Genomic DNA, 13,405 nt, shown 5'->3' with positions numbered 1-13,405 from the left:
TATGGTAAAATTAGTATAAAGGAGAAGAAAGAGGTTATTAGGAGGTTACAATATGCCTGCAAGCTATACCCATTATGATTTTGGACAAGCAGTTTATAAGAAGTTATCAAAGGAAGTTAAAGCAGTAATAAATGACAATAAAGAAGCTTATAACATAGGATTAAATGGTCCGGATATTTTATTTTATTATAAACCTTTAAGTAAAAATTTCATCAATAGATTTGGACATGAAATGCATAGAGAAGAAGCAGCAAGGTTCTTTAATAATGCTAAAAAACATATAGTAGAACATAAAGAAGGCATTCCATACATCCTAGGTTTTATATGTCACTTTATACTAGATAGTAATTGTCATCCATATATTGAAGACGCTATATCAAGAAGTGGAGTATCTCACGGAGAAATAGAAGCCGAGCTTGATGGAAGGATAATGAGAAAAAGTAATTTAAGTCCGCAGTCTGTAAATGCAGGAGCACATATAATTCCAACAAGGAAAAATGCAAGGATTATATCACTGTTTTATGAGAAGATTAGTGAGGGAGAAATTTTTAAGGCACTAAAATCAGTTAGATTTTATAATGAATTATTAATGTGCCAAAATGATTTAAAAAGAAAGATGATTAAAGGCGGGCTATCAAAGATTAAGGGTGGTGAAAGCTTTAGTCATATGATAATTAATGTTGTTCCAAATCCAAATTGTAAAAGCATAATTGATAAATTATTGGTGCTTTATGATAAATCTACAGATGAAGCAGTGCAAATGATAGAAGAGTATTATAGGAATCTGACAAGTGATGCTCCAATCAGCGAAAGATTTAATAGAAATTTTGGATAGGAGGCGTAAAATGAGTAAATTCACTAAACTAGAAAAGGACTGGATTTTATATGATGTTGGAAATTCAGCATTTACCATGCTGGTTTCAACTATAATCCCAATTTACTTCAAGAATGTAGCTACAACTGCAGGAATTTCTGCTGCAGATTCAACAGCATACTGGGGGTATGCACTATCTATTTCTACAGTGATTATAGCAATACTTGGACCAGTCTTAGGAACTTTAGCAGATACTAAAGGGTATAAAAAGCCATTATTTTCATTATTTATGATGCTTGGTGCCTTAGGGTGTGCAGCATTATCATTACCAGTGCCTTGGATAGTATTTTTAGCTATCTTTGTTATTGCTAAGGTTGGTTTCTCAGGAAGCTTAATTTTTTATGATGCAATGCTTAATGATGTAACCATTGATAGCAGAATGGATGAAATTTCTTCACAAGGTTATGCATGGGGATATATTGGAAGCTGTATTCCATTTACCTTAAGCTTGCTCTTAATCTTGTTTGCAGGAAAAATTGGCATTTCAGCTAATTTAGCAACTGGAATTGCATTTATAGTAACTTCAGGGTGGTGGATTTTAATTACATTGCCATTATTAAAAAATTATAAGCAGAAGTATTATATTGAAAAGGGCGAAAAGCCAATGGTGGACAGTTTTAAGCGTATATTTCATGCAATTGGCAGCATTAAAAAACACAAATATATCTTTTTATTTCTACTAGCATTTTTCTTCTATATTGATGGGGTTTATACTATTATTGGTATGGCAACTTCATATGGCAAGGATGTTGGAATATCAGATACAAATTTATTATTAGCTTTATTGCTAACACAGGTAGTAGCATTCCCATTCGCAATTTACTTTGGTAAGCTATCTAAAAAAGTTAGAAATGATAAGTTAATCAAGCTTTGTATTATCGGATATATTGGAATAACAATATTTGCATTGCAATTGGATAAAGCATGGGAATTCTGGCTTCTTGCAGTATGTGTGGCTGTTTTCCAAGGACCTGTTCAAGCTCTATCAAGGTCATACTTCTCCAAAATTATTCCAAAGGATAAATCCAGCGAATACTTTGGGTTCTATGACATTTTTGGAAAGAGTGCATCTTTTGCAGGCACAACAATTGTAGGTGTTACAACCCAATTGAGCGGAACTTCTAAGGTTGGAGTAGGTTGTATCGTTATAATGTTTATAATCGGTTATTTTATATTTAGAGCTGCTGTTAAAGCTAATGATTCAGTAGAGAGAGAAGCAACAGTGAGCTTATAAAGAGTGTGAAATATAAATAAGAAGAAGTGATGCATCACTTCTTCTTATTTGCTTTAGACCAATATGCAGTAGCTTCTAGTTCAAGCTTTTTTAATCGGTCATAGTAATCGGGAAATTCAAGTAGATGAGCTAAGGCAATTTTACCGGTAAGTAATGGGTCATTGTTAGTTACATTTGTTTCAGGAAATTTAGTACCATGCTCCAGCTCAACATTAATCCCCATCCAGTATTGTTTCAAATCGAATTTTTCCTTTGAAAAGTCAATGTTTAGTGAAGAAGCAATTTCCCTGGCTTCTTCCATGGAAAATTGTTTCTGTTTTGGATCACCTCTTAAAGTCTGTAATATCAATGGTCTTTGTTTCATTTTATCACCTTATTATAGTGTTTTATAAGTTATTATATTCTTTAGAGGGGGGATGGGTTCATACTATAATTTTAAATATAAAGAGTTAAAATAATTAGAGTTTACATAATAAAATAAGAAGAATATTGTTTGATAATTAAAACTTTAAAATGTTCGCAATTTAAGTATTGTTATTTATGTATAAGAGATGTTAATATATCTTATACGAATTAATTAATTTGTAAAAACAAGGGGTATGTTACCTGAAAGAGACTAAGGAGGAAAAATGATAAACAACATAACAATAAGACAAGTTCAATGGGGAACAGAAGAGTATAGTCAGGCTGTAGATCTTAGATGTAAGGTTTTTGAAAAGAATCATTTGCAGTTAAATTTGGATAGAGAATTTGATGATTATCATTTTGGCGCTTTTTTAGGATCTCAGATGGTAGGATGCTTTATATTAACTGAGCTTAGTGATGAAACAGTTCAAATGAGACAAGTTGCAGTGGACGAGACTATCAGAGGGAAAAATGTTGGCAGACAAATGCTTATTTTTGCTGAAGAATTTGTAAAAGAAGTAGGCTATAATAAAATTATCTTAAAGTCTAGAAAGTATGCAACGGCTTTTTATGAGAAGCATAACTATGTTAAAACAAGTGAAGAATTTGCTGAAGCTGCAATGACAGCTGGTATGACATATATAGAGATGACAAAGGTTGTTTGTTAGATAAATTAAAGTCACTAAGTCTAATATTAGATTTGGTGGCTATATTTTTTATATTAATCTGATATAATAAGTATATAATGGATAATCATTATTAATAGATAAGAAGGTGATTTTAATGAACAAGGATAAGAGAAAGAAGATATTAGAGATATTAGAAGAAACTTATAAGGGCGCTACTTGTGGATTGGACTTTAACAGTCCCTTTGAATTATTAATATCAACGATTTTATCTGCTCAATGTACTGATGAACGTGTTAACATGGTAACTAAAGAATTATATAAGGAGTATAATACTCCAGAAGCTATACTGTCTTTAACAGAAACTGAATTAGGTAAAAAAATTCATAGTTGTGGGTTTTACAAAAATAAAAGTAAAAATATATTAGGCGCCTGCAGGGCAATAGTAGAGAAACATAATGGTGAAGTGCCAAGAACCATGGAAGAGTTAATTGAACTTCCTGGTGTAGGAAGAAAAACAGCAAATGTTGTGCTTTCTAATGCCTTTGGAGTTCCTGCAATCGCAGTTGATACGCATGTTTTCAGAATATCAAATAGAACGGGATTTGCACCAGGTGATAATGTTGAAGTAGTAGAAGAAAAATTAATGAAATATGTTCCTAAAAAGATGTGGAGCGATGCTCATCATTATATAATCTGGCATGGAAGGAAGATATGTGATGCAAGGAAACCAAAGTGTCATGAATGTCCCATTGCTGAGTATTGTGATTACGTAAATAAAAGCAAATAAATTAAAGAGCTGAATTAAACAATTAAGTTTAATTCAGCCTTTGTATTTTATAGAATTATATTTAAAAGATTTTTTTCTATTAAGTCATTGTATTTTCCGGTACGGTATTCAGAAATAAGAGCTTTTCTTTCATCCATAGTTAAAGAAAGCATTTTAGCAGATAGTTCTTGTGGCATTTCAACGTAAGCGCCTTTTGGAGCCATTGAACTGTCAAAGGATATTACAGTTGGGATTCTGCTGTCACCAACGGCTTCATTAAGAAAATCTTCAAAGCCTGTTCTAGGGAATATATGTACCCTTAAGTTTGAATTTTCTTCCTGTAATCTTTGAAGAAATGGCAAAGTAACTATACAGTCTGGGCAGAAGCCTTCAGAAAATACAGCTAAGTGGATTGTTTCTTTTAAATTTTGAATGTTACTTTTTGTGGCATCTGAAAGAATTGTATTCTCATATGCTTTATTTTGGACATCTCCGTATTTTTCCTGCTGTTTCTCTAGATATTCTTCAAAAGTTAGTGACTTTGTAAAATCTAACATGGGATACCTCCGTTTTAACCTTTATATTTTGGTCGTTAAAGTGAATTTAACAGTTTAAAATATGCAAGGTATAAAATATAATTTATTCAAATTAATTATAACAAATATAAAAAGAAAATTATACTATTCATAAATAATTATATAAAATTGAGAAAATATAAAATAGACAGTATAATTATGTTATTACATTTAATGAAAAGGTGGGATATTTATGTCAAGAGTTGTTGAGAGATTTTTAAGTTATGTAAAGTATGATACTCAATCAAGCACAACTACAGGTACGACTCCAAGTACAGAGGGACAAAGAGTTCTAGGAAATGCATTAGTTGAAGAACTTAAAGCTATAGGACTTAGTGATGTTACAATAGATGAAAATGGTTATGTAATGGCTACATTACCTGCAAATACTGATAAAAAGATACCTACAATCGGTTTTGTTGCACATATGGATACAGCGCCAGATTATTCAGGTAAAAATGTTAATCCTCAAAGAGTAGAATATAAGGGCGGGAATATTAAACTTAATGATAATGTTGTATTATCACCAGAGCAATTCCCAGAACTATCTAAATATGTTGGGAAAACATTAATTACTACTGATGGAACAACTCTCCTTGGAGCTGATGATAAAGCTGGTATATCAGAGATTATTACAGCAATGGAGTATTTAATTTCTAATCCAGATATAGCTCATGGAACTATAAAGGTTGGCTTTACTCCTGATGAAGAAATCGGTGAAGGAGCAGATCATTTTAATGTTGAGAAATTTGCTGCTGATTTTGCGTATACAGTTGATGGTGGAGAGTTAGGTGAGCTTGAATATGAAAACTTTAATGCTGCAGGGGTAGAGGTTAAAATTAAAGGCAGAAGTGTTCATCCAGGCAGTGCAAAAAATAAAATGATAAACTCTCAAGATATTGCAATGGAACTTCAAGGGATGCTTCCTGCATCAGCAAAGCCAGAGTTTACAGAAGGTTATGAAGGTTTCTTTATGCTTTCTAATATGACAGGAACCATTGAAGATACAACAATGGTATATATAATTAGAGATTTCTTTATGGATGCCTTTGAAGCAAAGAAAAAGCTAATAAAAGATATAGCAGACTTATTAAATAAAAAGTATGGTGAAGGAACTGTAGAGATAAAAGTAAAAGACCAATATTATAATATGAAAGAAAAAATAGAGCCTGTAATGCATATAGTTGAAACTGCAGAAGCTGCAATGAAAGCTCTTGGAATTAAGCCAATAGTAGTTCCTATAAGAGGTGGTACAGATGGAGCAAGACTTTCTTTTATGGGTCTGCCAACACCTAATTTATTTACTGGAGGACTTAATTTCCATGGTAAGTTTGAGTTTATACCAGAGGAATCAATGGAGAAAGCTGTTGAAACAATCGTGAAAATAATTACTTTATATGCAGAAAGATAATTGAAGTATTAACATAAGTAATTGGTTAAAAATTTTAATTGAATAACCCTACTAAATGAACTCGAATTCAAATGAAAGTGAGAAGAGAGTTCATTTAGTTTTATAATACATAAAACTTTTCTTTTCAATGCAAACTAAGAAAAGAAAAAGAAAAGTTGAGGTGTTATTATGAATAAAGATTCCAAAGCAATTTATCCAACACAAGAAAATGGTAAATTTGAAAATTACATAGCAAAGACTCCGTTTGCTGAAGATTATTGGGAAGATATTGAGGCAGTAGAAGAAAGTAGTGTTAAAAATAAAAATCCTAAACAGGTCGCTCACGATTACAGTATGGAAGTTGGAGAAGAGATAACTTTTGAAGACTTAAATGATGATGATTTAATAAGTGAAAGTCATGTTGATATTGATTCTATAATTAGAAATATGGATATGAGTGATCATAACTATAGAGATAATCTTTGGTAGTTAAGTTGTAAATATAGAGGAAGAGAGGTTCTTCCTCTATATTTATTATCTTATGAATTTATACTTTGAAAATTGTAATTGAAACTGGATTAAAGGGAATAATTTTAATGAATATTTTAAAGCATTAATTGAGTAAAACTATTTAGGTGTTGTGAATAGGTACTTTTACATATACAAATATGGTGGGGGGAAACTAATTTGTACATATATTAAATGAGTTATTTTGAAAATTTAAAGCATAAATAAAGATTCTCACTTAAGAAATCTTTAACTTTTTAGTCACTGAACTGACACATAAGTGTTTATAATTATAAATATAGAAAGAACCGAGAACAAAAATAATTAAGTTTTTTCAAGGGGGAAAATTTATGAATAATGATATAAATAACAATGAAGAATTAAAAGGAACAGGAAATAGCAAATCAGTAAATGACGGAAATAACATAAATTCAAATATAAACACTAACCAACAAAATGAAGTTAGCGGGGAGTCTAATAATGATAAAGGTAATGTTGATTTTGTTATGGTGCCAAATGTAGCAGATAATTCAAGTGAGGATTTATCTCATACTGTTATTCAAGACGCAGACTTCACACAAAATACAGAAGAAAAAAATTCTCATTCTGAAAATGCTACAGAAAATATGCAGGCAGATGGAGATAAAAAAAGAAGAAAAAATAAAGAGAGAAAAAGAAAACCAGCTGTAGGCTATGTTGCTTTAGCACTTGTGTGTGCAATAGCAGGTGGCGGTATTGGAACAGCAGCAACATATAATGCAATGCAATCTAAGATTGAGCAGGCAATAGATGAAATAAAGGAAAGTAATTCTAATGGTAGTTCAGATACACATATATCTAACTTATCAGGAGTCAGCATTCCTCAAATAGTTGATAAAGTATCTTCATCAGTAGTTGGTGTAGCAACAACTTCAGTATCAACAAACGTATTTGGATTTAATATGGGAGAACAGCAAGGAATTGGTTCGGGTGTAATATTCTCTGAAGATGGATATGTACTAACTAATTATCACGTAATAGAAAATGCTAACCAAGTTAAGGTTATTTTTAGCACAGGACAAGAAGTTGCAGCAAAGGTTGTTAACTATGATGCAGATGCAGATTTAGCAGTTGTTAAAATAACAGAAGATGTTGAGATGCCTGGGGTAGCTGAACTTGGAAATTCTGATAACCTTAAGGTTGGAGAAGATGTTATAGCTATAGGAAATCCATTAGGTAAAGAATATTTAGGTTCTGTTACTAACGGAATTATAAGTGCTGTAAACAGAGATGTTGATTTAAGCGGCAATGGAAAGAAAACTAACTTAATACAAACTAATGCAGCAATAAACCCAGGAAATAGTGGTGGACCACTTATTAATGCATCAGGTCAGGTAATTGGTATAAATACAGCTAAGATACAAGCAACAGGAGTAGAGGGAATTGGTTTTGCAATTCCAATAAATGATGCTATTGAAAAGCTTGATATGCTTGTAAAACAGAAGATAACATTAGGAATCTCTGTAATAAATGTAGACGAAAAACTTTCAGAGCAATATAAGCTTCCTGTTGGTGTCTATGTAAAAAATGTTGAAGATTTTAGTATAGCTCAAAAGGGTGGTTTACAGCCAGGCGACGTTATTGTTAAATTTGGAGGTAAGACTGTTAAAACTGTAGATGAGTTAAATGAAATCAAGAATAGTTATAGTGATGGAGATACAATGACCGTAGAATTTGTTAGACAAGGTCAAACTATGACTGCAAATTTAGTGGCAGAATAAAGAATCCTCATAATAACTTAAGAATAAAGATTTTAATTATAAATAAGATAAGGTTAATGGCTTAATAATTATAATTATCCCCTAATTATAATATTAAATATAAAAAGAAATCTCAGAAGGCTTAGCTTTCTGAGATTTCTTATTTTATTTTCTCTCTTTTATAATACCTTTTCTATAAGCTGTAAGGAGTTTTTGAAGGTAATGAATCTGTTTAATTAGCTCTTTACCAACATCGGTGTCTCTTACCTTCATTCTTTTAGCTGTATATTCTACAACAAAGGTTGTGGAAATAATATCTTTTCCTTGAGCTATTGCAGTATGAGTTGACTCGAAAGGTTCATGCTGAATAAGCTGAAGTCCATAGGAGTTGTAAATTAAAGTATAGCCTGCTATCCCAGTTTCTGGCTGGTAGGCTTTAGAGAAGCCACCGTCAATAACAAGAAGTTTTCCATTGGCTTTAATTGGAGTTTCTCCTTTTATGGTTTTAACAGGTACATGCCCGTTAATAATATGAGATTTTTCAGGAGATAATTCAAATTCAGTAAGAATTTTATTACAGATTTCCTCGTTATCTCTATGCTCAAAATATGGGCATTTTATTTCTTTTTGGGGCTCTTTTTCATTTATAAAATATCGTTCAAAGGTTGCCATTTTGCTCTTTCCAAACAATGGAGAATCAGGTCCACACCATAGATACCACATATAATCTAAAGCATATAATTTTTCAGGCGTATTTTTTTCAGTGAAATAAGCCTCTCTGGCAAGTCTATCTACTTTATCTAAGTAGATTTTACCTTTGTAATCTTTATTTCCAACACGAACCTTTCTAAAATCACCATTGGCTTCTATTGGAATAGATGCATGGTATAAAAGGTTGTTATTACTCTTTAAATATAGGCTTCCTTTAGAATAAAGACATCTCATATGCTTTTCAAGTTTTTCACTATTTAAGAAGGAAGACTTTAATCTATCAATAAGGTAAGCTTCCTCTTCAGTAAGCTTATAAGGATCATTTGGATCAATAGTTGGGAAGTTTGTATCGTTAAGAGTATATTCCTTGCCATCAATCATTACAGTTCCCTTTTCAAAGTTGATTTTATCTAACAGGTTTCTATCATCCATCTTAAATTCAGGATGTCTTTTTACTATCTCACCTTCAAGTTTAAATTGAATAATGGAAATTGCCTTTTGCATTTGAGCCATAAGTTTTAGATCCTTTTCCTTGTAGTAATTATCATTTACTCTAGGCTTAAAGGAATTGCAAGGGTCATCACCATATACATCCATAGCAAAACGTGCTAATGGAAGAATGTTTATTCCATATCCATCCTCTAATGTTTCTAAGTTTGCATATCGAGTACATATTCTAATAACGTTACAGATACAGCTCACATTACCAGCGGCAGCACCCATCCAAAGGATATCATGGTTTCCCCATTGTATATCAAAGGAATGATAATTACATAAAGTATCCATTATTATGTGGGCACCAGGGCCTCTGTCATAGATGTCTCCAACGATATGTAATGTATCTATTGTAAGCCTTTGAATAACGTTACAGATTGCAGCAATAAAGTCTTTAGCTCTTCCTGTTGAAATTATGGTATTTAAGATACCATTAAAGTAATCTTGTTTATCAGGAATCAATTGAGATTCATGAAGAAGCTCTTGAATGATATAAGAAAAATCAGGTGGAAGAGATTTTCTAACCTTAGAACGCGTATATTTTGAAGATACATATCTGCAGACTTGGATTAATTGGTTTAAGGTAATCTTATACCAGTCATTTGGATCATCTTCTTTGGATATGGCTAGATCTATATATTCTTCAGGATAATATATTAAAGTACATAAGGCTTTCTTTTCAGATTCACGTAATGTATTACCAAATATATCATTAACTTTTCTTTTTATAACTCCAGAAGCATTTTTAAGAACATGTTGAAATGCTTCATATTCCCCGTGTAAATCAGTTAAAAAGTGTTCAGTTCCCTTTGGCAGATTAAGTATAGCTTCAAGGTTTATTATCTCGGTAGAAGCATCTGCGATAGTAGGGAAGTTATGAGAAAGTAGTTCTAGATATTTTAAGTCACTTTCAATTGTATCAATACTAACTTCACAATGTTTACTCATAATAATCTCCTTATACTAAATATAGCAAATAAAACAATAAATGTAATGCACTATATAGTAATTATAATATACTAATATTATACATTAAATCTATATAGTTTGTTAATAGGTTAGGGTGAAAACAATATGTTACAATATATGCAGTTAAAACATATATATTTTTATGATATAAAATATATATCTAAGAATTTTGGGGGATGAACGAGCCTGAAGTAATTACCTATGGATATATACTATAAATAATGATACTATTGTATATATCTGTTTGAGAGAATTATTATAACGAAAGGTAAATATAAAGGAGGAAATAAAGTGGAAATATTTTTCAACTATATAAACAGTATATTTGAATTTATTGTTCCAATAGCTGATTTTTTATGGGATTTTCCAACTAATATGGCATGGTATAAAAATATCCCCATATTAGGGAACTTTTCATTAGCTATTGTTATTTTAATGGGTGCAGGTTTATATTTTACTTATAAAACTGGCTTTGTTCAAGTAACTAAGTTTAAAAAGGGAGTTAAAATTCTAAGTGAGAAGAAAGCTTGTGAGACTGGTGTAAGTCCGTTAGCATCCTTTTTATTAAGCTCTGCAATGAGAATTGGACCAGGAAACATTGTAGGGGTTACTGGTGCCATTAGTATTGGAGGACCAGGAGCTATTTTCTGGATGTGGATTTCGGCTTTCTTTGGAATGGCAACTGCTTTTGTTGAGGCAGTTTTAGCTCAAATTTACAAAGAAAAGAAAGGCGATGAATTCGTTGGAGGATTACCTTTCTACGGAAAGAAGATTTTAGGCAACAAACATTGGGTAGGAGTTGCTTTAGCAATTCTATTTATTGTGTATGCAATGTTTTGTATTCCAGCTCAAAGCTTTAATGTTGTTACAAGCCTAGGGTCAGTGGTAGAAACTATTACAGGTACTGTGTATGATAGACAATCATTTTTATATTACGGAATTGTTATTTGTTTAATTTTAACAGTAGCGGTAACTGTATTTAAAGGAATAAAAGGAGTTATAAAAGTTACAGATAAGGTAGTTCCTGTTATGGCATTAATCTATGTTGGATTAACAATAATAATAATCTTATTTAACTTAGATAAGGTTCCATACTTCTTTACAGCTGTATTCCAAGGTGCTTTTAAGCCAGAAGCTATTTTTGGAGGAGCCTTTGGAGTTGCGTTAGCACAGGGTATCAAGAGAGGACTTATGTCTAACGAAGCTGGACAAGGTACAATTACAATGGCTGCTGCTGTAGCAGATAATGAACATCCAGTAGAGCAAGGTTTGGTACAAGCTCTAGGAGTATTTTTAGATACAATAGTTATTGCTACAATGACTGGTATAGTTGTTGTAATGGCAAGTCTTTGGACTGGAGAAACTAGTGCAGCATGGGAAGCAGCGAGAGTTTCAAAGTTAAACTTATACCTATCATCAATTCAGTACTTAGTTCCAGGTACTGCCTTTGATACAATAGTTTCAGTTATAATATCAATCTGCTATGGGATGTTTGCGTTCACAACATTACTTGGAATGATTGCATTTGCAGAGATATCAGGAAACTTTATATCAAAAGGCAAGAAATGCATAAACTTCATTAGAGGCTTAGGTGCTTTAGTATTTGTACCATTTGGGTGTTTAACAGTTTTAGCAGGATTAGAACTTGGAAACCTTTGGTATATATCAGACCTAGTTAACATTTTAGTTGTGTATGCAAACGTGCCAATCCTTTTAGTTGGATGTAAGATAGTATTTAAGGCTTTAGATAATTACAACAACAGTAAGGGTGGAAGATTCAATTCATTAGATATTGGAATTGAGACAGATTATTGGAATGATAATTTAAAAGAAAATAAACAAGTAGGTTAATTAAAGTCTTACTGAAGCAGAAAGCTGCATTGAATTTTTACAGAATTCAATGCAGTTTTTTTTATTAATTTGAATTTAAAAATGAAAGTTACTAACACTAAGAAGGTATAAGTTTAAGATTAAAAAATTATCTTAATAAGAAAGTAATTTTGAAAGGAAGAAAGAATATGAGTGATATGCTAGGGTTAAAACGATGGGCATTATTAGGAGCTACAGATGATAAGAGTAAGTATGGCTATAAAATTTTCAGAGCATTAGAAGATAAGGGATATACTGTTTATGGAATAAATCCCAAATACGATACTATTGATGGGATAAAAGTATATAAAGATATAAATGAGGTGCCAGCAGTTGTTGATGGAATTAACATAATAGTAAATCCTAAAATAGCTCTAGCTTCTCTTCCAGCAATAAAAGAAAAAGGAATCAAAAATTTATGGTTTCAGCCTGGATCATTTAATGATGAAGTAATTGCTAAGGCTAAGGAAATGGACTTTAATATTGAAATTGAAAAATGTATGTATGTTGAATTGAATAAGTAAGTATGTTGAAAGATAAAATAAAAAACTCCGTCTGGAGTTTTTTATTTTTAAACTACAACATTAACTTTTATATCTTTAAAGTCAGAATCAGCAAAGATTTCTTTAAGAAGTTGTATTGTATCCACGGTAACTTTATCAAGAAAGCCTTCTTTTATAACTTCAGCTTCAGTTTTTGTTTTTTCATCTAAAATTTCTTTAAGCATATCATCCATGGTAAGGGGATTAAAAATAGAGGTTTTTTCATCATATACATAAATTTCATCTTCATTAATGGTGTGTGATAAGATTGAACATTGAGGAATGTTTATATTTAGAACATCATTATTAATAGTAAAGGTAGCCTTTGTAAGGTCAAGGCCAGCAGTAATATATCCAGTGTATTTAATCACAAAGGATTTTTCAGTAAATGGAATTGAAATATCCTTAAAGTTTAAACTGTCTTTAATGGAGATTACGTTGGAGTAGTCATAACGAGCAGTTGCAAGCTCCGATATGTTAACAAGTTTTTCAGAAACAAAATCACTTTTTCTCTCAATCTCTTTTTTCGTAGTGAAGGAGTTAAGATATACAACTCCACTTATAATTACGACAAGGAGAAGTATCCACTTTATGTTTTTTAAGATAGTAATAAATTTAGTAGATTTGCCTTTTTTCAAAAAATCACCTCGCATAAACTTCCTCAATAATGTTTATGCAAAGCAGAGAATCAATATGTTTT

General features: G+C 31.5%; 13 protein-coding genes. 9 read left to right on the top strand and 4 right to left on the bottom strand.

Going from position 1 to position 13,405, the window contains the following annotated elements; all coding sequences use genetic code 11:
* Nucleotides 1-52 precede the first annotated feature (52 nt).
* Both BN1075_RS08555 and BN1075_RS08550 read left to right on the top strand, forming a co-directional pair.
* Nucleotides 53-835 carry a zinc dependent phospholipase C family protein gene (locus tag BN1075_RS08555; RefSeq protein WP_040192701.1) on the top strand — a complete coding sequence of 261 codons (783 nt, stop codon included), beginning with the start codon at nt 53-55 and terminating at the stop codon, nt 833-835.
* Nucleotides 836-845: 10 nt separating this feature from the next.
* A complete protein-coding gene (locus tag BN1075_RS08550) occupies nt 846-2,108 on the top strand; it encodes an MFS transporter (RefSeq protein WP_040192700.1) in 1,263 nt (420 codons plus the stop codon).
* 34 nt (nt 2,109-2,142) lie between these two features.
* On the opposite strand, the gene BN1075_RS08545 is transcribed toward BN1075_RS08550, so the two are convergent.
* Complete coding sequence (locus BN1075_RS08545; protein ID WP_040192699.1) at nt 2,143-2,472, bottom strand: DUF5661 family protein; 330 nt, start codon at nt 2,470-2,472, stop codon at nt 2,143-2,145.
* Nucleotides 2,473-2,737: 265 nt separating this feature from the next.
* On the opposite strand from BN1075_RS08545, the gene BN1075_RS20740 reads away from it, so the two are divergent.
* Both BN1075_RS20740 and nth read left to right on the top strand, forming a co-directional pair.
* Nucleotides 2,738-3,181, top strand: coding sequence for a GNAT family N-acetyltransferase (locus BN1075_RS20740; RefSeq protein WP_052406478.1), 444 nt, complete (start codon nt 2,738-2,740; stop codon nt 3,179-3,181).
* Nucleotides 3,182-3,296: 115 nt separating this feature from the next.
* A complete protein-coding gene (nth, locus tag BN1075_RS08535) occupies nt 3,297-3,929 on the top strand; it encodes an endonuclease III (RefSeq protein ID WP_040192698.1) in 633 nt (210 codons plus the stop codon).
* A 47-nt stretch (nt 3,930-3,976) separates the two neighbouring features.
* Here nth and BN1075_RS08530 read toward each other — a convergent pair whose 3' ends face one another.
* The gene (locus BN1075_RS08530) at nt 3,977-4,465 is read right to left on the bottom strand and encodes a thioredoxin family protein (protein WP_040192697.1); all 489 of its coding nucleotides are present in this window, start codon (nt 4,463-4,465) and stop codon (nt 3,977-3,979) included.
* Between the two features lie 211 nt (nt 4,466-4,676).
* Between BN1075_RS08530 and pepT the strand changes: the two genes are divergently transcribed.
* The 3 genes from pepT (at nt 4,677) to BN1075_RS08515 (ending at nt 8,140) form a co-directional block, all read left to right on the top strand.
* On the top strand, nt 4,677-5,894 hold the full coding sequence (pepT, locus tag BN1075_RS08525) for a peptidase T (protein WP_040192696.1): 1,218 nt from the start codon (nt 4,677-4,679) through the stop codon (nt 5,892-5,894).
* A gap of 168 nt (nt 5,895-6,062) precedes the next feature.
* Nucleotides 6,063-6,362: a hypothetical protein gene (locus tag BN1075_RS08520; protein ID WP_040192695.1), complete on the top strand. Its 300-nt coding sequence runs from the start codon at nt 6,063-6,065 to the stop codon at nt 6,360-6,362.
* A gap of 368 nt (nt 6,363-6,730) precedes the next feature.
* The gene (locus BN1075_RS08515; protein WP_052406477.1) at nt 6,731-8,140 is read left to right on the top strand and encodes a S1C family serine protease; all 1,410 of its coding nucleotides are present in this window, start codon (nt 6,731-6,733) and stop codon (nt 8,138-8,140) included.
* 144 nt (nt 8,141-8,284) lie between these two features.
* On the opposite strand, the gene BN1075_RS08510 is transcribed toward BN1075_RS08515, so the two are convergent.
* Nucleotides 8,285-10,273 (bottom strand): fructose-bisphosphatase class III, encoded by a 1,989-nt coding sequence (locus BN1075_RS08510; RefSeq protein WP_040192694.1) that lies wholly within the window; start codon nt 10,271-10,273, stop codon nt 8,285-8,287.
* Between the two features lie 312 nt (nt 10,274-10,585).
* Between BN1075_RS08510 and BN1075_RS08505 the strand changes: the two genes are divergently transcribed.
* Both BN1075_RS08505 and BN1075_RS08500 read left to right on the top strand, forming a co-directional pair.
* Entirely contained in the window at nt 10,586-12,145 is a 1,560-nt protein-coding gene (locus BN1075_RS08505; protein WP_040192693.1) for an alanine/glycine:cation symporter family protein, read from the top strand.
* A gap of 167 nt (nt 12,146-12,312) precedes the next feature.
* Nucleotides 12,313-12,687 (top strand): CoA-binding protein, encoded by a 375-nt coding sequence (locus tag BN1075_RS08500; protein ID WP_040192692.1) that lies wholly within the window; start codon nt 12,313-12,315, stop codon nt 12,685-12,687.
* A 47-nt stretch (nt 12,688-12,734) separates the two neighbouring features.
* Here BN1075_RS08500 and BN1075_RS08495 read toward each other — a convergent pair whose 3' ends face one another.
* Complete coding sequence (locus BN1075_RS08495; protein WP_197072292.1) at nt 12,735-13,343, bottom strand: DUF4230 domain-containing protein; 609 nt, start codon at nt 13,341-13,343, stop codon at nt 12,735-12,737.
* Nucleotides 13,344-13,405: the final 62 nt, after the last annotated feature.

It is taken from the genome of Clostridium culturomicium (assembly GCF_000821305.1).
Lineage (GTDB): Bacteria > Bacillota > Clostridia > Clostridiales > Clostridiaceae > Clostridium_J > Clostridium_J culturomicium.
This window is presented reverse-complemented; position numbering and strand designations above follow the sequence as displayed.

What these genes read in the sequence shown, in the direction of transcription:
- BN1075_RS08555 (WP_040192701.1), top strand. Translation starts at nt 53, where the DNA reads ATGCCTGCAAGCTATACCCATTATGATTTTGGACAAGCAGTTTATAAG.
- BN1075_RS08550 (WP_040192700.1), top strand. Translation starts at nt 846, where the DNA reads ATGAGTAAATTCACTAAACTAGAAAAGGACTGGATTTTATATGATGTT.
- BN1075_RS08545 (WP_040192699.1), bottom strand. Translation starts at nt 2,472, where the DNA reads ATGAAACAAAGACCATTGATATTACAGACTTTAAGAGGTGATCCAAAA.
- BN1075_RS20740 (WP_052406478.1), top strand. Translation starts at nt 2,738, where the DNA reads ATGATAAACAACATAACAATAAGACAAGTTCAATGGGGAACAGAAGAG.
- nth (WP_040192698.1), top strand. Translation starts at nt 3,297, where the DNA reads ATGAACAAGGATAAGAGAAAGAAGATATTAGAGATATTAGAAGAAACT.
- BN1075_RS08530 (WP_040192697.1), bottom strand. Translation starts at nt 4,465, where the DNA reads ATGTTAGATTTTACAAAGTCACTAACTTTTGAAGAATATCTAGAGAAA.
- pepT (WP_040192696.1), top strand. Translation starts at nt 4,677, where the DNA reads ATGTCAAGAGTTGTTGAGAGATTTTTAAGTTATGTAAAGTATGATACT.
- BN1075_RS08520 (WP_040192695.1), top strand. Translation starts at nt 6,063, where the DNA reads ATGAATAAAGATTCCAAAGCAATTTATCCAACACAAGAAAATGGTAAA.
- BN1075_RS08515 (WP_052406477.1), top strand. Translation starts at nt 6,731, where the DNA reads ATGAATAATGATATAAATAACAATGAAGAATTAAAAGGAACAGGAAAT.
- BN1075_RS08510 (WP_040192694.1), bottom strand. Translation starts at nt 10,273, where the DNA reads ATGAGTAAACATTGTGAAGTTAGTATTGATACAATTGAAAGTGACTTA.
- BN1075_RS08500 (WP_040192692.1), top strand. Translation starts at nt 12,313, where the DNA reads ATGAGTGATATGCTAGGGTTAAAACGATGGGCATTATTAGGAGCTACA.